Genomic DNA, 18,830 nt, shown 5'->3' on the forward strand with positions numbered 1-18,830 from the left:
CGGACGCCCGCGACCGGAAGTCCCGCCACGAGCAGCGTGTCCGGGGCGCCTTCCCCGCGCTTGGCCGCGGGAGCAGCGATGATCGCCACAACGGTCCGCTCACACCGCCGGCTCCCGGAGGATTCGTGCCCCAGGCCCCCATCGAAGGTGGTGCCGACGTCGTCATCGTCGGCGCCGGCGCCGCGGGGTTGTCGCTCGCGCGTCGGCTGACGGCGCCGCCGGCCCCGGAGGGAGGGCCCGCATCGGTCGTCGTGATCGAGCCGCCGGCCGGTTCCTCCCTGCGCTCCCCGGACCGGACCTGGTGCTTCTGGGAGAACGACCCGGGCGAGTACGACGCCCTGGTCGCCGCCCGCTGGCGCAGAATGCGGATCACAGCGCGCGACGGCCGTACGGCATCGGCTGCCTTCCCGCGCACCTACAAGATGATCCGCTCGACCGACTTCCTGCGCGAGGTCGGTGCCGAGCTCGCGCACCGATCCGGTGTACGGACCGTGGAGGCGACGGTGACCTGTGTCCGTGACGTACCCGGCGGCGCCGAGGTGACCGGGCGGGACTCCGGAGGACGCCCGGTACGGCTGAAAGGCCGCTGGGTCTACGACTCCCGCCCCCCACGCGACCTTCCGCGCGCGCGCACCACACTCCTGCAGCACTTCCGCGGATGGTTCGTCACCACACGCGACGACCGCTTCGAGCCCGGCGTCGCGGATCTGATGGACTTCCGCACCCGGCAGCCCGACCGCGGACTGTCCTTTGCCTACGTCCTGCCCTTCACCCCGCGCGAGGCGCTGGTCGAGTACACGGTGTTCTCCGCCGAGCCGCTGCCGGAGGCCGCCTACGACGCGGCGTTGGACACATACGTCCGCACGGCGCGCCCGCTGGGCGCCCTGCTCGTCACCGGCGTCGAACAGGGGGTGATTCCCATGACGGACGGGGTCTTCGCACGCCGCGCCGGAGAACGTGTCTTCCGGATCGGCGTGGCCGGCGGCGCCACCCGCCCCTCGACGGGGTACGCCTTCGCCGCGATCCAGCGGCAGACGGCCGCGATCGCCGACGCGTGGCATGCCGGCCGGACCCCGCAGCCTCCGCAGCCGCACGCGGCGCGCCACCGGCTCATGGACGCCGTCATGCTGCGTGCCCTGGCAACCGGCGGGGCGGGCGGGGCGGCGTTCTTCGAGGGCTTGTTCGGCCGCAATCCCCCTGACCGGGTGCTTCGCTTCCTCGACGGCACCTCGACCCTGCGCGACGAATGGGCGATCGGCCTGAGCACCCCGGTGCCGACCATGCTCCGCGCGCTGGCGGAACTCCCTGTGGCCCCACGGCGAAAGGGCAGAGCATGGTCCTGAATTCCTCGCACCGGCCGTCCCGTCCGGGCCGCGACGCCAAAGCCGTCCTGTGGCGGGCGACGAGCGGCTTTGAACGCGCCGCGGCTGCCGGGCCGAGCGCGGCCGTGGTCGGCGGGGGCATCGCCGGACTCGCGGCGGCCACCGGCCTCGCCGAGCGCGGCGTCCGGGTCGATCTGCTGGAGCGGGCGGAAACGCTGGGCGGCCGGGCCGCGGGATGGCCGACCACTCTGGCCGACGGCTCGACGGCGACGATGAGCCGCGGCTTTCACGCCTTCTTCCGTCAGTACTACAACCTGCGCGGACTGCTGCGCCGGGTCGACCCGGCCCTCGGCTCACTGCGGCCGCTGACCGACTACCCGCTGCGGCGAGCCGATGGCGCCGGCGACAGCTTCCGGAACGTTCCGCGGACGCCCCCGTGGAGCGTCCTGGGCTTCGTAGCGCTCAGCCCCAGCTTCAGTTGGTCGGGCCTGACGCGGATGAACCCGCGGGCCGCCCTCCCGCTGCTGGACGTACGGGTCCCCGACGTGTACGAGCGGCTCGACACGATCAGCGCGCAGAAGTTCCTGGACGACATCCGCTTTCCCGAGCAGGCCCGAGATCTGGCGTTCGAGGTGTTCTCCCGCAGCTTCTTCGCCGATCCGGGCGAACTGTCGGCCGCGGAACTGGTGCTGATGTTCCACATCTACTTCCTGGGATCCGCCGAGGGGCTGCTCTTCGACGTACCGGGAGAGCCCTATCCGCAGGCCCTGTGGGACCCACTCGCCGACCACCTGTCCGGGCTGGGCGCCACGGTGCGTACCGGCACCACGGTCCTCGCCGTGACGCCCTGCGCGGAGGGCTTCCGCTTGGCGCGCACCGTCCCGGGTTCGTCCGGGGGAGTCCAGGAGGACCGGTACGACGCCGTGGTCCTGGCCCTGGACAGCGCCGGTCTGCGATCCGTGGTCGGGGCATCCCCGGGACTGGGCGACGCGACCTGGCGGACGGGAATCGAACAACTCCGGCAGGCGCCCCCCTTCCTGGTCTCGCGCTACTGGCTGGACCGCCCCGTGCGCCGCGAACGCCCGGGCTTTCTCGGGACCAGCGGCTACGGGCCGGTCGACAACGTCAGCGTCCTGAGCCACTGGGAGGGAGAGGCGGCACGGTGGGCGCAGGCGACCGGCGGCTCCGTGGTCGAACTGCATGCGTATGCCGTCGACCCCGCCGCCGATCGGACCGGCGTCGAGGCCGCGGCGCTCCGTGAACTGTCGCGGATCTACCCCGAGTGCACCGGCGCGAGGGTGGTCGACGTACGCCACGAATGGCGCCAGGACTGTCCCCTGTTCGCCGTCGGCGGCTACCAGGACCGGCCCGCCGTGCGCACCGCCCATCCTCGTCTGGCCCTCGCCGGCGACCTGGTGCGCACCGCGTTGCCGGTGGCCTTGATGGAACGCGCCGCGACCACGGGCATCCAGGCGGCCAACGCACTCCTGTCCACCTGGGGAGTCCGGGGCCACCCCTTGTGGTCGGTTCCCCTGGGGGGCCGGAACGCGTTCCTGCGGGCCCTGGCTCGGTGGGGCTGAAGCGGCCGGGCGCCGGCGGCGTCACCGGTCCGCCGCCCGGGCGCGCGTCCCGGGACGTCCTCAACCCGGGAAACGGCCCTGGCTGCGCAGGTCGTAGCGGCGCTCGGCATAGGCGAGATCGTCGCGCCACAGACGGGCGGCGGTGCGACGGACCAGCGGGCGCAGCAACGGCGCCGCGTGGCGTGCCGCCGCGAAGCCCGGACGCCGCGAGTGGGCGACGACGGCCTCGATCACCGCGGTGCGCGGCCGTCCGTCGGCGCCTGTGCCCAGGGGGGTGGCATGGGTCTCGACCACGCTGCCGGTCCCCTCGCCGGAGACGATGCGCATCACCACGGTGCGGGGCCCGGGTGCGGTGAACTCCGCTCGAACGGGCACCCCCAGCCGTCCGCGGACCCGAAAGGCGACGTCGACGAGAAAACGGTCCGCGGCGGCGTTCTGCGCGTCCTCAGCGGTGGCGGGTGCCTGGCGCACCGTCAGGTCGGCGAACGCGTGCGGATGGAACCAGGCGCCGTGCCAGGGATCCAGCCGGTTCGCGACGACGTCCTCGGGCTCGCAGCGACCGACGACCGTCATGACAGCCGCGAGCGACGCCTCGGAAGCGGGCCGCTCGGGGACGAACGGAGCCGGTGTCGGGGTCTCACCGCCCGGGGCGTCCAGACGGACCCACACCAGCAGCCCGTCGTCGTGGGCGGGATAGGGATCCCAACCGGGAACTCCACCGGGTTCGAGTGCGAGGCCGTGCCAGTGGCAGACGATGGTGCCCTCCCGCAAACCGCTCTCGCACAGCGGCGCGCCCAGATGGGGGCAGGCGCCGGGCGCGGCGTGCACCGCGCCCGCGGAGTCCCGCCACAGCACGAGTTCGATGCCCGCCACGGTCCGACCGGTGATCCGGCCGCTGCCGACCTCGGAGCCTGCCGCCGCCACGTACCAATTGCCGGACGGACGGCTCTGGGCCCTCTTCAGAGCCGACGCGATGAGGGCGGGCCTGGCCTCGCGCCAAGTGGGCCGCTGATCCTCCCATCGGCCGCCGCCGAGCCGGGCGAGCGGTGTGAGCGGACGACGCGAACGCCTCATACCGGCGACTCCTGCCGTGTGTCGGAAGCGGTCCGGGACACCACTGCGTGCGGACGAACCCGCTGGACGGCGCGGCTCGAAGCGACGGCGAGCAGTCCTCGCGCGGCAGCGCGGGCACGGCGACGGCGCGGCACGGCCACCCGCCGGTGGAGCACCGGGTAGTCGGCCGCCTCGATCTCATCGAGGATGCCCTGGTAGAGCACGAGAGCCGTGCGGACGCAGGGGCGCGACACGGGCGCGAGCAGCGGGATCCCGGTCGCGGCCCGCCGGTACAGGGTGCGGGTGAGGGCCGTGGTCTCGCGCAGCGCGGCGCGGACCCTCGGGTCGGTGGTGCGGCGTTCGCGACACCAGGTCAGCAGCGCGTGGTCGGCGTCGTGGGCGGTCAGGATGTCGCCGGGGATGTACACGCGGCCCCGGTCCAGGTCCTCGCCGACGTCGCGCAGGAAATTGGTGAGCTGGAAGGCGAGGCCGAGCGCGGCGGCCGCGGGTTCGGCGTCCTCCCGGGGCACCACGGTGCCGAGGACGGGCAGGACCTGGAGACCGATCACCGCGGCCGAGCCGTGCATGTACCGCGCGAGGTCGCCGTAGGTGGGGTAGGCGGTGACGGTCAGGTCCATCCGCATGGACGCCATGAAGTCGGTGAACAGCGTGTGGTCGAGCCGGTGCCTGCGGACGGTGTCGGCGAGTGCGGTGACGACGGGATGGTCGGCGTGACCGTTGCGCAGACCGGCCAGGAGCACCGTTTCCAGTTCCGCGAGTACCCGTTGCCGAACGGCGGCGGTGACGCCGGCGGGGTCGTCGTCGACGATGTCGTCGGCCCAGCGGGCGAAGCCGTACAGGGCGTGCACGAAGGGGCGCCGGTCCGGCGTGAGCAGGCGGGTGGCCAGGAAGTAGGTCTTGCCGTGCCGTGCGTTGAGCACGCGGCAGCGGGTGTACGCGGCACGCGCCCGGGGATCGGTGATGCCCGCGGCGTCGAGCTCCCGGGCGGTCACAGCAGGCTCCTTCGCGGGCGGTGCCGGGAGACCGCTCGATCCCCGGCGATGCGCGCGGCGGCGAGCTTCCCTGAGATCAGCACGGTGGGCACCCCGACGCCCGGCACTGTGCCGCAGCCCGCCAGGACCACGTTCTCGGCACCGTGGACGAGGTTGCGCGAGCGGAAGGGACCGGTCTGGGCGAAGGTGTGCGCGGCGGAGAAGGGGGTACCCGCGGCGTGCCCCTCGGCGGCCCAGTCGGCGGGTGTGACCACCCGCTGGGTCTCGACGGACGCCCGGAAGCCCTCCATGCCGCGCTTCTCCAGTTCCTCCATCAGCCGCTCCTGGTAGCCGGGGGCGGTCCGGTCCCAGTCGATGGGCCCGGTCTCGAGATTGGGGCAGGGCGCGAGTACGTAGTGCAGGTGGCGGCCCTCGGGAGCGAGTGAGGGGTCGGTGGCCGTGGGGCGGGTGACGAGCACCGAAGGATCGCTCATGAGGCGTCCGAACCGCGTCAGTTCGGCGAAGGTACGGCCCCAGGCGCCGCCGAAGGAGAGGGTGTGGTGGGCCAGGTGAGGCCAGGTCCGGCGGGTGCCGGCGTGCAGCACGAACGCCGAGGGGGACCAGCGCAGCGGGACCGGCCGCCGGGGAGCGCGGCCCAGCAGCGCGTACACCCCCGGCAGGTCGAGGGTGAGGACGACGGCGTCGCAGCCGATCCGCTCGCCGTGTGCCGTGCGTACGGCCGTGACGCGGCCGCCGTCGGTGCGTTCCAGGGCGGCGACCTCGGTGCCGTAGCGGATGTCGCCCCCGGCGTGGGCGGCTTCCGCGGCGAGGGCCTCGGCGACGGCGTGCATGCCGCCGCGGGGGAAGTACACGCCGGCGACGGTGTCCATGTAGGCGATGACGGCGTAGGCGGCAAGCGCGCGGGCCGGCGGCACTCCGGCGTACAGGGACTGGAACGAGAAGACACGCTGGAGGCGTTCGTCCTGGATGAACCGGGCGATGCGCGGCTGGAGCCGGCCGAAGCCGCCGAGCACGGCGAGGCGGGCCAGGTCGGGGGTGAGCAGCGACAGCGGCGAGTCGAAGTTGGAGTCGATGAAGCTGCGCATCTGCACCCGGTACAACTCGCTCAGCCACGCACGCAGGCGCCGGTACCCCAGGGCCTCCCGCCCGCCGGCGAACCGGCTGATCTCGGACTCCATCACGGCGGGATCGGTGTGCACGTCGAGGGCGGAACCGTCGACGAACTGCGCTCGGTACGCGGGGTGCAGCGGTCGCAGATCCAGGCGGTCGGCGAGGGATCCGCCGGTGGCCGCGAAGGCCTCCTCCAGAATGTCGGGCATGGTCAGCACGGTCGGGCCGGTGTCGATGCGGTAACCGTCGAGTTCGAGCAGGCCGGCCCTGCCGCCGGGAACGCCGGCACGTTCGAGTACGGTCACACGGCGTCCTGCGCCGAGCAGGTGCAAGGCGGCCGAGAGGCCCGACAGCCCCGCTCCCACGACGACGACCTGGTCGGTGGGTCCCTGGACGGTCTTCATCGGCGGTGCGTCCTCCTTCGCGGGCACGGCGGGCACGGCGGGCACGGCGGGCGCGGCGGGCGCGGCGGGCTCCATCGCGGGTTCACGTGACGGTGCCCTTGGCCACGCGGCGGGCGAGCCGCTCCAAGGGGAGGGCGCTTTCCGGGGCGAGAGCCTCGTCCCCGAGGAGGGCGACGGCCTCGTCGGCCAGAGCCGAGATGCGGGCCTCCACGGCCTGTACCGCACCCAGCTGCACCAGCAGTTCACGGAAGGCCCGGAGTGCCGTGCCGCTCGCCAGAGGATCACCCAGCGTGGCCCGGATCCGGTTCTCCGCCTCCGGCGACGCGGCCTTCCGGGCCAGACGCAACGCCACGGCCGTCAGGTAGGTGCGTTTGCCCGAGCGGATGTCGTCGCCCGACGGCTTGCCCGTCTTCGTGGGGTCCCCGTAGACACCCAGCAGGTCGTCCCGGAGCTGGAAGGCGAGCCCGATCCGACGGCCGTATTCGTGGAGGATGCGCGTCACGTCATCCGCGGCGCCCGCCGCGACGGCGCCGAGTTCCAGCGGGCGGGCGACGCTGTACAGGGCGGTCTTCAGTTCCGCGGTCCGCAGGGCCGCCTCCGGGCACTCCGAGCCTTCCGCCTGCAGCCGCAGGTCGAGGTGCTGACCCGCCACCATCTCGGCGAGCATGGACCGCCACGTACGGTCGGCGCGACGTCGCACAGGGACGTCCAGCGGAACCGACCTGAACACGTCCTCCGCCCACATCAGGGCCAGGTCCCCGGCGAGCACCGCTTGCGCCGTACCGTAGGCCGCCGCGTCCCCGCACCACCCCGCACGGCGGTGCGCCGTACTGAAGAGGACGTGCAGCGCCGGACCGCCACGCCGTGTCCGCGAGCCGTCCATCACGTCGTCGTGCACCAGCGCGGACGCCTGCAACAGCTCCAGCGCCACCGCCAGTCCGACCGGCGACCGGGACGCTTCCCCCGCGTCCGGACCGCCACCGGCGAGCCAGCCCCACCACACGCATCGCGCACGGAGCCGGGATCCTCCCCGCAGCACGAACGCCGTCAGTGCGTCGGCCGGAGCGACACCGCCCGGCGCGACATCGAGGTCGACCAGACGCCGCTCCGCCATGCAGGCGACCAGCTCGGCCTCGACCCGAACCACCACGTCGGTGTGCGGTCCTGCCTCCGGGCTCGGCGCGTCCGCCTGCCGGTCGACGACCCAGGCGGCGGCCTCACTCGGCGGGAGCGACTGCGGCTCCACTCTGGACAACCGCCCTTCACCTCCGAAGCCCCTGGCGGACGCAACCCCACCTGGAACGAGGGCACATCCGCCAGGGAGCGTCCCTCGCCACTGGTGATCACTGTCGTCCGACTCTGACACCGGCCCCGTCACTCCGCATCCGCTGGCCGCCGAGCAGACCAACCGTGCATCACCTGCACGGACGCCTCCGGGGTGGTCGGTCCCGTCCGATGGGTCAGGACCTGCGACGGACGCTTCACCCGTGGCGGGCGGCTCCGGTGCGCCGGCCGAGCGGGTCCGAGCAACAGGTCCGAGCAGCAGGTCCCCGAGCAGGAAGGCGACGCGCGAGTGCGTCAGTCAGGTGTGCCGTCGGCCGTGTGGCGCAGCGCTGCCTCGGTGGTCCTGAGTCTCGCCAGCAGGGCGGTCAGGGCGTCGTTCCAGCGCGCCGTGCCCTGCTGCTCGGCCAGGAAGTCGCGCAGGGCCAGGATCTCGTCGGCGGTGAAGGACTCGTGACCCGGGTTGCAGGCGAACTGCAGCAGCGGGATCTCCAGGTCGCTGTACCTGGCGTGATCCGTCGTGAACAGCCACGCACCCAGGGCCAGGGCCGCGGTCCCCTCGTCCGCGGTGCACCGCAGACTCACCGCGGGTTCCACGGCGAACTCCACCGTGGAGACGCCGTGCGGCGTGAGCAGGACCATCCGCGCGTGTGTCGGAGGCGTCTGGGCCGTTTCGAACACCTCTGCCGACCGCGAGAGTTCCTGACCCCGGCAGGTGCCGCAGCTGTCGTGGCAGCCCGGCCGCGAGGAGGCGGTCCCGCCCTGTGCCGTTCCGGCATGGGCGTACACGGGGTGCTTGCATTCCCCGCAGACAGGCATGGTGTCTCCCGTTGGTTCGGTTCGGTCCGGTGGGCGGCTTCTCCACGGGATGTGGTGGGACCCCTTCATGGACGCTTCATGGACCTCAACACACGGGCAGTGCCTTGTCATGCCCGCCCGGCCCGGTGGGTCGGCGGTGCGGACGGGTGCGTCGCGGCCTACGACGTCGAGGGCCGTACGGTCCGCGACGTCGAGACCGCCAGCCTCTCGTCCAGCTTCGCGATCGTCGCCCCATGGCCGAAGAAGCCGGCCATTCCGCCCGAGTGCAGGAAGACCGTGCGCTGCCCCGGGCGTACCTCGCCTTCCGCGATCGCCGCGATGAGGCCGGCCATCGCGCGCCCGGTGTAGACGGGGTCCAGCACGATGCCCTCGGTGCGCGCGGTCACGGTGAGGGCCGCCAAGGTGGCCCCGGTCAGGGCCGCGTAGCCGTCGCCGACCTGGTCGAGCCTGAGCCGCAGCGTTTCGGGCGGACAGTCCGCGCCGGACAGGCCGGAGGCCAGGTCGGCCACCGCACGTCCGGGATCGGTGACGGCTCCGCAGTGGACCCCGAGCACGCGTGTCGCGCCCAGCGGACCGAGCAGGCCCGCCATCGTGCCCCCGGAACCGACCGCGACGACGACCGTCGCGAGGTCGGGTGCCTGCACGAGCAGTTCTCGCCCGCACTCCTCGTAGCCGCGGGCGCCGGAGACACTCGAACCCCCGAAGGGGATCAGCGACGGCACGGCGCCCTGCCGCCGCAGTTGCTCGACCACGTCGTCGGCGACGGAGGCGAGTTCCTGATCGTCGACGTCACCCGCCCAGACGACCGTGGCCCCGAACAGGCTGTCGAGCGCGAGGTTGCCGGACGTCGAGGATCCGGCTTCTCCGGACAGCACGAGGACGACGTCACGTCCCAGCCGCGCCCCCGCGGCGGCGGTCAGGCGTGCGTGGTTGCTCTGTGGTGCTCCGGTGGTGACCAGAACGGTCGCGCCGTCGGCGAGTGCCTCACCGCAGGTCCACTCGAGTTTGCGCACCTTGTTCCCACCGCCGCCCAGTCCGGTGAGATCGTCCCGTTTCACCCACAGGTCATCGGCGCCCAGGCCGAGTGCGAGGGCAAGCCGCGGCATCGGCTCCAGCGGAGTCGGCCACGTCCCGAGGACGGCCCGCGGAGTGGGCTGACTTTCCGAGCTCATGGCTGTCCCCGTCCCTGCGTGACCGTCGCGCACGACCACCGGTGTGATCGCCTCCGGCCCATCTTGCCATCACGTCCCAGGCAGCCGGACGCCTCGAATCCGCCGAGGTCCGGGTCGAGATGGCCGCCGGATACCCGGCAGGGGCGAGCTCCGGGCCGCCGACGCCGTCGGTGTGACCGCCGCGGTCGCACCGACGTGAGCGAACCGGTCATTCCGCTGGCCCCCATGTGTCACGGATGCTTGGTGCGTCGGGGTCCGACGGTTGCGTCCTTGGAAGTGGGTGTACGGATTCGACCGGATCCTCGGTTCGCCCCGGCAGCGCGGGACGACAGCACCCGGCTCCTCCCCGTGATTGGGAGCGGGGTGCTGCCGTCCGTCGGCGAGGAGCCGAAGTCGACGTCCGCCGCGGTCTGTTGTGCGCCGTTGGCGTTGACCGCGAAGCGGTGCCGGCAGCCGGACCCGGCGTTGCCGGCGATGGCCGCGCGGGCCGGCGCCCAGGTCCTCCGGTGCGGCGGAGAACGAGGTGGGCACCGGGGGAAGTTGGTGCCGCGCGGTTCAGGTGCTGGTGCTGACGCGACCCCAGAGAACCCGGCCGCCCATGAGGACATGGTCGCCGAAGTACACGCCGTGGACGATCAGGGTCGCGCCGACCGCCGTGGCGATCGCCCGCTTCAGCCCGTGGCGTCTGCCGCCGACCACGGGGACGACGACGAACGCTTCGTTGAGGAAGCGGTTCGTCCGTGCGGGAATCACCACCAGGCAGCAGCCGAGCCCGACCAGCGCGAAGACGGCCAGGATCGCGACCAGGGATGCTCCAGCGAAGCCGCGCACCACTCCACCTCCCACATTGCCCGAACACGGCGACGGTAGGCGCCCGGGGAGACCGCGACCGTCCCATGTACGCCTTTTTGACGGGGCGCTGACGGCCGTTTGGCGGCCGCCGGCTGTGCGGAACGAGACGCGTGCCGACGGTCCCCGTCGCCGCGCACGCGGGGGCCGTCCCCTCGTCGGGCCAGCGGCGTGATCCGGAGGACGGCACCGTCACCCGCACCGGGTATCCGTCGCCTGGTCCCCGGCTCCGAGAGGAAGACGACCCACCTGAGAGTCCAGGCGTCATCGGGCAGGCGGCCGGGCTGTTCGCCGTGACCAACATCGACGACATCCTGGTACTGGCGCTGTTCTTCGCCCAGGGCGCCGGACACCGCGGCTCCACGGGCCGCATCGTGCTCGGTCAGTACCTGGGCTCACCGCGATCCTCGCTGTCGCCGTGGCGGCCGCGTTCGGCGCCACGCTCCTGCCCGGGTCCGCCGTCCCCTACCTCGGTCTGCTGCCGGTCGCGCTGGGCCTCACATCCGCGTGGCAGGCGTGGAAGGGCCGCCGCGAGGCGGAACGAAGGAGAGGACACGGGCCGGGGGGAGCGGTCCGGGCCCGCTGGAGGTCGCCGCGGTCACCTTCGCCAACGGCGGCGACAACATCGGCGTCTACGTTCCCGTCCTCACCACCGCGGGCGTCGGCGGGATGAGCGTGTACGCCGTGGTGTTCCTGGCGCTGGTGGCGGTGTGGTGTTTCGCGGGCCGCTGGTTCGCGACCCGTCCGGTTGTCTCCAGGGGCCTCGCCCGCGGGGGTCACGTCCTGCTGCCGCTGGTTCTCGTCGCCATCGGCCTGCTCATCCTTGTGGAAGGCGGAGCCTTCGGCCTGTGACCCGGTCCCGTGCTGTGCGTTCTCAGGCTGCGCCGGAGAACGCACAGCACGCTGCCCGGAGGGCGGCCCGGCCCCGGTGTCAGCGTTCGAAGACGCCGGTGAGTCGGCCGCGGCCGAGTACGGGGGCGGTGACGGCGCCCAGAAGGGCGCGGGGCCGTGCCCGGTCCACCGGCGTGGTGTCAGGTGTGCCGTCCACGGCGGCGGACAGGGCGAACAGTTCGAAGACGTAGCGGTGCGGCCCGTGGCCCTTGATGGGCGCGGGACCGTGGTAGCCCCGGCCGATGGTGGAACGCAGCACCCGCACCCCGGGGCCGGGCTGCCGCGAGGCCAGGGCACCGGGCTCCAGGTGTCCGGCTGCCGGGTCGATCAGGGCCGTGCAGTGGACCGCGGGCTTGGCCAGGGGGACGTCGATGTCCTCGACGACCAGCAGGAGCTGTGCGGTGCCGGGTGGGAGCGGAGCCCAGGCCAGGTGAGGGGACCGGTCGGCGCCGCCTATGTGCTTCGCGCAGTGTTCCAGCGGTAGGGAGCCGCCGTCGGCGAAGTGCCGGCTGGTGAGCGTCAGCAGCTCGGGGCCCTGCAGGTTGGGCAGGTTCCAGGCCGTGTGGGTCTCGCCCGCTCTGCGGTTGTTCAGGAGCCGGCCGAGCAGGGTCATCGTGTGGCCTCGACCATGTCGACCACCTCGGCGGTGGTGGCGGTCTCGCCGATCCTGGGGAAGACGCGCTCGACGCTGTGGCGGTGGGCTTCTGCGTCGGGGTCGGTCATCGCGTCGGTGGCCAGGACGACGTGGTAGCCGTGGTCGGACGCCGAGCGTGCGGTCGACTCGACGCCTGAACTGGTGGAGATCCCCGCGAGCACGATCTGGGTGATGCCCAGGTCGCGCAGGAGGGTGTCGAGTCCGGTGTCGTGGAACGCGCTGCGGCGCCGCTTGGTGAGCAGGTGGTCGCTCGGCTGGACGTCGAGTTCGTCGACGAGGTCGGCCCAGCCGGTCGGCAGTGCGGCCGTTCTGCTCCCCGGCCGTCCGTCCTCGGTCCGTCCGGGGGCGCGTCCGGTGACGTTGACCAGGACCACGGGCAGGGTGTGCCGGCGGAATTGGGCGGCCAAATGGGCGGCGTGCTCGACCGCGTCGGTGACCGCGGGATCGTCGAGGGCGGAGACGATGCCCTTCTGCAGGTCGATCACGACGAGCGCGGACCGGGGGTCGATCGCTGTGAGGGTCATGGAGGTGGTTGCTCCTGTGGAGGTCGGCTGGTTGCGAGGTCGGAGGCGTGGCGGTCTCAGCCGTCCGGCGTCCCTGTCAGGCCTTCGGCCGCAGGGCGACGGCGTCACCGGTGGAGGCCGGTCGCGGTCGTGAGGACGGGGTGGCGGGCCCGGCACCGCGGAGGAGGGAGGCGATGGCGGCGAGCAGGGCGAGGGTGGCGCCGAAGGCGAACACGATCACCAGGCCGGAGTGGAAGGGGCCGGCGATCAGGCCCGGGAAGAACTCGCGTCCGGTCAGGCTCTGTCGCTGCGCCGCGGTCAGGTGGGCCAGGGTGCCGCTGGGCTCGAGCAGGTGCTGGATCGGGTTGACGCCCAGCTGGGCGGCGAACAGGGACGAGACGGGTGGCAGGCTGCCGACCTGGGTGGCGACGTGGGCCGGTACGCCCTGCTCCCGCAGGCCGGCGGTGAGGGTGTGCGGGAGGCTGCCGGCCAGTCCGGCGATCATGAGGGAGAAGAACACGCCGATCGACACGGCGGTGCCGGAGTTCTGGAATGTGGCGCGCATACCGGAGGCGACGCCGCGCAGGTCTGCGGGAACGCTGCCCATGATCGAGGAGGAGTTGGGGGAGGCGAACATGCCGTTGGCGATCCCGTTGAGCGCGATCAGCAGGGCGAAGATCCAGTAGCTGAAGTCGATGGGCAGCACCATCAGGCCCAGGAAGCTGGCGCCGAACAGCAGCGCGCCGCCGGTGGCCAGGCCCCGGGAGCCGAGCCGGTCCGACAGGTACCCGGAGACGGGGCCCGCGGCGAGGAATCCGGCGGTCAGCGGCAGCATGAAGATGCCGGCCCACAGCGGAGTGTCGCCGTAGTCGTAGCCGTGCAACGGAAGCCAGATGCCCTGCAGCCAGATGATCAGCACGAACTGCATCCCGCCGCGGCCGATCGAGATGGCCAGGCCTGCCAGATTGCCGAAGGTGAAGGCCCGTTGGCGAAAGAGGCCCAGCCGGATCATCGGCGCGGGAACGCGTCTCTCGACGGCGACGAATGCCGCCAGGAGGGCCAGTCCGCCGACGATCAGCCCGTCGACCAGCGGGTTGGTCCACCCCATGGTGTGGCCTTCGTACGGCTGCAGGCCGAAGGTGACCGCGATCAAGGTCGCGCTGAGGCCCACCCCGAAGGTGATGTTGCCCCACCAGTCGATCCTGCCGCCGCCTCGTGTGCCGGTCTCGCGCAGGGTGCGGTAGGCCCACACCGTGAAGAACACGCCGACGGGCACGTTCACCCAGAACACCGCCCGCCAGTCCCAGGCCGACAGCAGTCCTCCGGCGACCAGGCCGATGAACATCCCGGCCAGGCCCGCGACCTGGTTGATCCCCAGGGCGAAGCCGCGCTGCTCCTTGGGGAAGGCGTCGGTCAGGATCGCGGCGGAGTTCGCCGTCAGCATCGAGCCGCCGACGGCCTGCACCACGCGCCAGGCGATCAGCCACATCGCTCCGTGGCCCCCGTCGAAGGGGTCGAAGGACAGCAGGATCGAGGCGAAGGAGAAGACCGCGAATCCGCAGTTGTAGATCCGGACCCGGCCGTACATGTCTCCCAGACGGCCCACCGTGACCACCAGCACGGCCTGGACCAGCCGGTAGCCCATGATCATCCACAACAGGTAGGCGATGTTGCCCGGAGCCAGCGGGTCCAGGTGCACGCCGCGGAAGACGGCCGGCAGCGCGATCAGCACGATCGAGCCGTCCAGCGCGGACATGAAGACGGCTGCCGTCGTGTTCGTCAGCGCCGTCCACTTGTACCGGTCGCCGGCCGCCCGGCGGGCGGTGTGCGCTTCGGGAGGGTCGGGTATCAACGGGCTTTCCTCCGGGTTCGGTTCTCCGTCCGGCATCAGATGTTCCGGGCCAGCCGCTCCAGCAGCGGGGCCGCCGCGGCGAGCTGCTCCAGTTCCGCCGCGGTGAACGCGCCGCCGGTCAGGGCGCGGGCGAGGAGTTCGGTCCGCGCGTTGCGCTTGTCCTTCAGCGCCTGAAGGCCGGCGCCGGTCACCGTCAGCACCACGCGCCTGCCGTCTTCTGGGTCCGGGCGGCGCTCGACCAGGCCGCGGACCCGCAGGGCGCTGAGCGTCGCTCCCATGGCCTGTGCGGTGATCTGGACTTCCCGGGCCAGTGCGGAGGAGGTGGTGGGGCCCGAGCGTTCGAGATGCGACAGCGCGGTCCGCTCCGGCATCGTGAGCCCGCCTTCGACGGGCACTTGACGCACCCGTCGCAAGAGCACGCTGAGGCTCGCCAGCAGGGCCGAGGCGACCGTGGCGGGGTCCAGATCATCGTTCATATGCTAAGGCTACTTTATCAACCTGCCTTAGGGAATTCGCCCCACCGTCCGCACGGTGATGCGGTGGCGGCGCGGTGGCGGCGCTCGCCGGCACCGAGGCCAGTCCCGGCAGACACGGGGAGTCGGCACCCGGGCCCGGTCGCCCTACCGTGGGGTGTGACCTTTCTCGGTGTCGACATCGGCACATCCAGCAGCAAGGGCGTCCTGGTCGACGCCTCCGGCGAGGTGATCGCGACCGCGGTGCGCACGCACACCGTCTCCCGCCCGCGACCGGGACACGTCGAGATGGATCCCGAGGTGTGGTGGCGGGAATTCCGCGGCATCACGCGTGAACTCCTGCCCGCCGGTGGGCGGGTGGAGGCGGTCGGAGTCAGCGGCATGGGCCCGTGCGTCTGCCTGGCCGATTCCTCGAACCGGCCGCTGCGGCCGGCCATCCTCTACGGTGTGGACACGCGGGCCGTGGCCCAGATCGCCCGGCTCGACGAAGAGCTCGGCCGCGCGGCCGTCCTCGACCGGTGCGGAAGCGTGCTGTCCACCCAGGCGGTGGGGCCGAAGGTGGCCTGGGTGGCCGAACACGAGCCGGAGGTCTTCACCGCCGCCCGGCGGTTGTTCATGCCGGCCTCCCTTCTCGCCCACCGGCTCACCGGTGCCTATGTGCTCGACCACCACTCGGCCAGCCAGTCCGTCCCGTTCTACGACGCCCGGGCGCAGGACTGGTACCGCCCGTGGGTGCGCGCGGTGTGGCCGCACGCGGAACTGCCCGAGCTGTGCTGGCCCGGTGACCAGGCCGGAACGGTGACGGCCGAGGCGGCCGCGGCGACCGGGCTCGCGCAGGGCACGCCGGTGCTCGCCGGGACCGTCGATGCCTGGACCGAGGCCGTCAGCGTCGACGCGACCCGGCCGGGCGACCTGATGCTCATGTACGGCACGACGATGTTCCTGATCGCCACCGTCGCCGGACACCTGCGCGTACCCGAGTTGTGGAGCACGGCCGGCGCCTTCCCCGGCACCCGCTCACTGGCCGGCGGCATGGCCACCTCCGGAGCGGTGACCGAGTGGATGCGGGGCCTGTTCGGCTCGCCCGGCCGCGACGTGCTGCTGGCGGAGGCCGCAGAGAGCGGCGTCGGTGCCCGCGGCCTCGCGATGCTCCCGTACTTCGCCGGCGAGCGCACCCCGATCGCCGACCCGGACGCCCGCGGGGTGATCGCGGGTCTCACCGTCGAGCACACCCGCGGCGACCTCTACCGGGCCGCGCTGGAGGCCACAGCGCACGGTGTGCGCCACAACATCGAGGCCATGCGGCAGGCGGGTGCAGGCGTCGAGAGGGTCGTCGCCGTCGGCGGGGGCACGCGGGGCGGGTTGTGGACGCAGATCGTCTCCGACGTCACCGGACTGCCCCAGGACATCCCCACCGTCACGGTCGGCGCGAGCTACGGGGCTGCCCGGCTCGCCGCCCGGCTGACCGATGACGCGGCAACCGCGACGTGGAACCCCGTACGTGAGCGATGTGTACCGGACGCGGCCGCGGGAGCGGCGTACGACAGGCTGCACCGCCTGTACCGGGACCTGTATCCGGCGACACACGACACGGTCCACGCCCTGGCGCGGCTCCAGCGCGAGGGCTGGGGACACTCGGCTCCGAACGGGCCCGGGACCGGGGGGTGATGGCCGTCCGGGGCAGCCGGCCGGACTGCCGCGGGCGAGTGGACGGGCGGTGACCGGGGCACCTGCGCTTGTTCACGGTTTGTGCGCCGCGCCGTGCGCCTACGAGCCCACACCGCTCGACAAGGGCACCTGGACGCAACCTTCGGCACCGAGGAGAAGTCGTTCCGACCTGGAGCGCCCGCGGGTCCGGGCGTTCAGGTCGCGCTGACGATGCACGGCTGCGCCCGCACCGAGCACGGTTCCGGCGTGCCGTCGACGGGGGAGCCCTGCCTCCGCACACCGAGCCGGGCTGACGGCGCGCTGCCTCACCACCTTCGCCTGCGGCATCGCCGGCGCCGCCCTGCGCAACTCGGGCGCCGGCGGCAGTGGCCTCGCAGCCCGGGGGCAGGGACCGCCATTACCTGACGAGTGCGGGTAAGACGCCCTCCATGAGGACTGATAGCGGTACGGCCATGATCCGGCCGCGGTGGTTCCTGCTGCTGCCCCTGCAGTGGGCGCTGCTCGTGGGCCTGGGCGCGCTGGTCACCGGACCGTGGGCGGCCGGTCGGCCGCTGTCGGTGGAGGACGGGGTGAACCGGGCTCTGGCCGCACACCGCACCGAGGTGGGCGACGCCGCCTCGCAGGCAGTGTCGACGATCGCCGGTACGCAGGGCGTGATCGCGGTGGCCTGCGTCTGTGTGGTGGCGCTGCTCGTGCTCCCGCGGCGCCCGTGGTGGAGCGAGGCGCTCTTCCTCGGGGGAGCGGTGGCCGCGCAGTCGGCGGTCTTCGTCCTGGTCACCGTGTGTGTGAACCGGTCCCGTCCGGATGTTGTGCATCTGGAGCACGCCCCGCCGACCTCGAGTTTTCCCTCCGGGCACGTGGGCGCCGCGCTCGCTCTCTACGGGGGGCTCGCATTGCTCGCGGCGACCGTTCTGCGTGGCCCGTGGAGGCTGCCGTCGGCCGCGGCGCTGCTGATCGTCCCGGCCACTGCCGCGGTCTCCCGGCTGTACGCGGGGATGCACCACCCCAGTGACGTCATCGGCGGTCTCCTCAACGGAGCCTGCACCCTGTTCGTCATGACCCGGGCCGTGCCGCCTGCCCGCGGGTTCACCCTCCGGCCGCCCGACTCCCGTCTCCGCGCCGCCGCGGCCGCCGACGCGGGCCCGGGCGGCCGCCGGGTCGTCGTCGTACGGCATCCGTACGCCTGCCCTGACGAGCTGGCCGCGAAGGTCCGCTCCGTCCTGAGCCGCCACGGCTACACCGACCAGCACTGGACGTCAACCACCGCGGAGCGCCCCGACGGTGGGCTGGAGGCTCTGGCCGCGGTGCCCGGGACCGCGCTGGTCGTGGTCTGCGGAGGCGACGGCACCGTACGTGCCTGCGCGGGCCCTTTGGTCGGCACCGGCACCGCGATGGCGGTCGTGCCCTGCGGCACCGGTAACCTGCTGGCCCGCAACCTCCGCCTGCCCACCGATGCGGCCGCCGCGCTCGAGCAGGCGCTGGCCGGGGAGCCCGCCGGCATCGACGTCGGTCGGGTGGACGGCGACGGTCTGCCCGCCACCTGCTTCACCGTCATGGCGGGTGCCGGCCTCGACGCCGCCATGGTGCGCGACGCGTCCGACCGCCTCAAGGCGCGCCTGGGCTGGAGCGCCTATGTCCTCTCGGGGATGGGTCATCTGGCCGACCCGCGGATGCGCCTGACGCTCCGTCTGGACGGCGGCCCGGTGCTGCGTCGCCGGGCGCGGATGGTCCTCATCGGCAATGTGGGCACCCTCCAGGGCGGGCTGCCGCTGCTGCCCCGGGCGCGCCCCGACAGCGGATTCCTGGACCTGGTGCTGCTCAACCCCCGTGGCCCGGTCGGATGGGTGGCTGCCGCGGGATATCTCGGAGCGCGCATGCTGCCCCACCGCCGTGCCGAGCGCCGCGGTACCGGCGCCACGACCCGACCGCTGGTGGCCCACGGGGCACTGGAGTACTACCGGGCCCGGCGGATCGACATCGCCTTCGCCACTCCCCAGGCACGCGAACTCGACGGCGACGTCGTCGCCGACGGCACCCGGCTGACCATCCAGGTGCAACCGGCGGCACTGCGCGTCCATCTCCCCGCCACCCGTCCCGCCGCCCCCGTGCCTGCCGACGCCCGCACACCCGGCGATCGCGCCCTCACCTCCGGCAGTTGAACTGCTCCCACCGCCACCGCCACCGC

Annotated in this window: 15 protein-coding genes and 1 pseudogene; 5 read left to right on the forward strand and 11 right to left on the reverse strand. The window is 72.9% G+C overall.

The window, feature by feature from the left end; genetic code table 11:
• The first annotated feature begins 125 nt into the window (after positions 1 to 125).
• Both ACIP98_RS31355 and ACIP98_RS31360 read left to right on the forward strand, forming a co-directional pair.
• Positions 126 to 1,343: a lycopene cyclase family protein gene (locus ACIP98_RS31355; protein ID WP_401979104.1), complete on the forward strand. Its 1,218-nt coding sequence runs from the start codon at positions 126 to 128 to the stop codon at positions 1,341 to 1,343.
• Entirely contained in the window at positions 1,334 to 2,902 is a 1,569-nt protein-coding gene (locus ACIP98_RS31360; protein WP_401979106.1) for an FAD-dependent oxidoreductase, read from the forward strand. The genes ACIP98_RS31355 and ACIP98_RS31360 overlap by 10 nt, the downstream gene beginning before the upstream one ends.
• A gap of 60 nt (positions 2,903 to 2,962) precedes the next feature.
• On the opposite strand, the gene ACIP98_RS31365 is transcribed toward ACIP98_RS31360, so the two are convergent.
• From ACIP98_RS31365 to ACIP98_RS31395, 7 genes are all read right to left on the reverse strand, one after another.
• Positions 2,963 to 3,976: a DUF5914 domain-containing protein gene (locus ACIP98_RS31365; protein WP_319662337.1), complete on the reverse strand. Its 1,014-nt coding sequence runs from the start codon at positions 3,974 to 3,976 to the stop codon at positions 2,963 to 2,965.
• Positions 3,973 to 4,968 carry a phytoene/squalene synthase family protein gene (locus ACIP98_RS31370; protein ID WP_319662336.1) on the reverse strand — a complete coding sequence of 332 codons (996 nt, stop codon included), beginning with the start codon at positions 4,966 to 4,968 and terminating at the stop codon, positions 3,973 to 3,975. The genes ACIP98_RS31365 and ACIP98_RS31370 overlap by 4 nt, the downstream gene beginning before the upstream one ends.
• Positions 4,965 to 6,482: a phytoene desaturase family protein gene (gene crtI / locus ACIP98_RS31375; protein WP_401979163.1), complete on the reverse strand. Its 1,518-nt coding sequence runs from the start codon at positions 6,480 to 6,482 to the stop codon at positions 4,965 to 4,967. The genes ACIP98_RS31370 and crtI overlap by 4 nt, the downstream gene beginning before the upstream one ends.
• Positions 6,483 to 6,564: 82 nt before the next feature.
• Positions 6,565 to 7,728, reverse strand: a complete 1,164-nt coding sequence (locus ACIP98_RS31380; protein WP_401979164.1) for a polyprenyl synthetase family protein — start codon at positions 7,726 to 7,728, stop codon at positions 6,565 to 6,567.
• Positions 7,729 to 8,060: 332 nt separating this feature from the next.
• Complete coding sequence (locus ACIP98_RS31385) at positions 8,061 to 8,405, reverse strand: hypothetical protein (protein WP_319662334.1); 345 nt, start codon at positions 8,403 to 8,405, stop codon at positions 8,061 to 8,063.
• 335 nt (positions 8,406 to 8,740) lie between these two features.
• On the reverse strand, positions 8,741 to 9,754 hold the full coding sequence (locus ACIP98_RS31390) for a pyridoxal-phosphate dependent enzyme (RefSeq protein WP_319662333.1): 1,014 nt from the start codon (positions 9,752 to 9,754) through the stop codon (positions 8,741 to 8,743).
• A 555-nt stretch (positions 9,755 to 10,309) separates the two neighbouring features.
• Positions 10,310 to 10,585: a hypothetical protein gene (locus tag ACIP98_RS31395; RefSeq protein WP_319662332.1), complete on the reverse strand. Its 276-nt coding sequence runs from the start codon at positions 10,583 to 10,585 to the stop codon at positions 10,310 to 10,312.
• A gap of 284 nt (positions 10,586 to 10,869) precedes the next feature.
• On the opposite strand from ACIP98_RS31395, the pseudogene ACIP98_RS31400 reads away from it, so the two are divergent.
• A pseudogene (locus ACIP98_RS31400) lies at positions 10,870 to 11,455 on the forward strand (cadmium resistance transporter).
• Between the two features lie 79 nt (positions 11,456 to 11,534).
• On the opposite strand, the gene ACIP98_RS31405 reads toward ACIP98_RS31400, so the two are convergent.
• The 4 genes from ACIP98_RS31405 to ACIP98_RS31420 form a co-directional block, all read right to left on the reverse strand.
• Positions 11,535 to 12,107 (reverse strand): YbhB/YbcL family Raf kinase inhibitor-like protein, encoded by a 573-nt coding sequence (locus tag ACIP98_RS31405; RefSeq protein ID WP_319662331.1) that lies wholly within the window; start codon positions 12,105 to 12,107, stop codon positions 11,535 to 11,537.
• The gene (locus tag ACIP98_RS31410) at positions 12,104 to 12,673 is read right to left on the reverse strand and encodes an isochorismatase family protein (protein WP_319662330.1); all 570 of its coding nucleotides are present in this window, start codon (positions 12,671 to 12,673) and stop codon (positions 12,104 to 12,106) included. The genes ACIP98_RS31405 and ACIP98_RS31410 overlap by 4 nt, the downstream gene beginning before the upstream one ends.
• A gap of 76 nt (positions 12,674 to 12,749) precedes the next feature.
• Complete coding sequence (locus ACIP98_RS31415) at positions 12,750 to 14,408, reverse strand: MFS transporter (RefSeq protein WP_401979165.1); 1,659 nt, start codon at positions 14,406 to 14,408, stop codon at positions 12,750 to 12,752.
• A gap of 131 nt (positions 14,409 to 14,539) precedes the next feature.
• Positions 14,540 to 14,980, reverse strand: coding sequence for a MarR family winged helix-turn-helix transcriptional regulator (locus ACIP98_RS31420; protein ID WP_319662329.1), 441 nt, complete (start codon positions 14,978 to 14,980; stop codon positions 14,540 to 14,542).
• Between the two features lie 156 nt (positions 14,981 to 15,136).
• Between ACIP98_RS31420 and ACIP98_RS31425 the strand changes: the two genes are divergently transcribed.
• Both ACIP98_RS31425 and ACIP98_RS31430 read left to right on the forward strand, forming a co-directional pair.
• Entirely contained in the window at positions 15,137 to 16,645 is a 1,509-nt protein-coding gene (locus tag ACIP98_RS31425) for an FGGY family carbohydrate kinase (RefSeq protein WP_319662328.1), read from the forward strand.
• A 428-nt stretch (positions 16,646 to 17,073) separates the two neighbouring features.
• The gene (locus ACIP98_RS31430; protein WP_401979109.1) at positions 17,074 to 18,804 is read left to right on the forward strand and encodes a diacylglycerol kinase family protein; all 1,731 of its coding nucleotides are present in this window, start codon (positions 17,074 to 17,076) and stop codon (positions 18,802 to 18,804) included.
• Positions 18,805 to 18,830 lie beyond the last annotated feature (26 nt).

Source organism: Streptomyces sp. NPDC088354 (assembly GCF_044753585.1).
In the GTDB taxonomy this organism is placed as follows: Bacteria; Actinomycetota; Actinomycetes; order Streptomycetales; family Streptomycetaceae; genus Actinacidiphila.

Bases quoted from the DNA above. Each gene is read 5' to 3' on its own strand.
- crtI (WP_401979163.1), bottom strand. From the start codon at position 6,482: ATGAAGACCGTCCAGGGACCCACCGACCAGGTCGTCGTCGTGGGAGCG.
- ACIP98_RS31360 (WP_401979106.1), top strand. From the start codon at position 1,334: ATGGTCCTGAATTCCTCGCACCGGCCGTCCCGTCCGGGCCGCGACGCC.
- ACIP98_RS31430 (WP_401979109.1), top strand. From the start codon at position 17,074: ATGAGGACTGATAGCGGTACGGCCATGATCCGGCCGCGGTGGTTCCTG.
- ACIP98_RS31365 (WP_319662337.1), bottom strand. From the start codon at position 3,976: ATGAGGCGTTCGCGTCGTCCGCTCACACCGCTCGCCCGGCTCGGCGGC.
- ACIP98_RS31420 (WP_319662329.1), bottom strand. From the start codon at position 14,980: ATGAACGATGATCTGGACCCCGCCACGGTCGCCTCGGCCCTGCTGGCG.
- ACIP98_RS31405 (WP_319662331.1), bottom strand. From the start codon at position 12,107: ATGACCCTGCTCGGCCGGCTCCTGAACAACCGCAGAGCGGGCGAGACC.
- ACIP98_RS31385 (WP_319662334.1), bottom strand. From the start codon at position 8,405: ATGGTCCTGCTCACGCCGCACGGCGTCTCCACGGTGGAGTTCGCCGTG.
- ACIP98_RS31410 (WP_319662330.1), bottom strand. From the start codon at position 12,673: ATGACCCTCACAGCGATCGACCCCCGGTCCGCGCTCGTCGTGATCGAC.
- ACIP98_RS31390 (WP_319662333.1), bottom strand. From the start codon at position 9,754: ATGAGCTCGGAAAGTCAGCCCACTCCGCGGGCCGTCCTCGGGACGTGG.
- ACIP98_RS31415 (WP_401979165.1), bottom strand. From the start codon at position 14,408: ATGTCCGCGCTGGACGGCTCGATCGTGCTGATCGCGCTGCCGGCCGTC.